This window comes from Oleiphilus sp. HI0067 (genome assembly GCF_001635735.1).
This window is the reverse complement of record NZ_LWFI01000826.1, coordinates 1-293: the sequence shown is the minus strand read 5'-3', so window position 1 is coordinate 293 and position 293 is coordinate 1. Positions and strand designations below refer to the sequence as shown.

1 protein-coding gene is annotated in these 293 nt (G+C 48.5%); it reads right to left on the bottom strand.

The window, feature by feature from the left end; translation table 11 throughout:
* Window positions 1–293 (bottom strand): VCBS domain-containing protein (locus A3739_RS08800; RefSeq protein ID WP_197472220.1); only part of this gene is annotated, 293 nt, incomplete at both ends.

Below are 293 nucleotides of genomic sequence, written 5' to 3'. Positions count from 1 at the left end.
AATGATTGTAGCTGCTGTGACTGGGATCAAAACTATATTTCCCATTCTGCTGGAGTACAAAACCGTCGACACTCGGGGAAGAAAAGCTAACTCGGTCGTGGTTATCGTGCTCTGCGACATAAATTATCCCTTTTGTTAGTGTCGTATCGCCTTCATGTGCTGCTTGAGCTGTAATAGAGGTGATCTCCGGCGCATCGTTAGTGCCCGTCACGTCGATCGTTATCGTTTGCTGTACCGGTGTGCCGCTGCTGTCTGTGGCCGTGACAGTAAAGTGCTCTGTTACCTGTTGATTA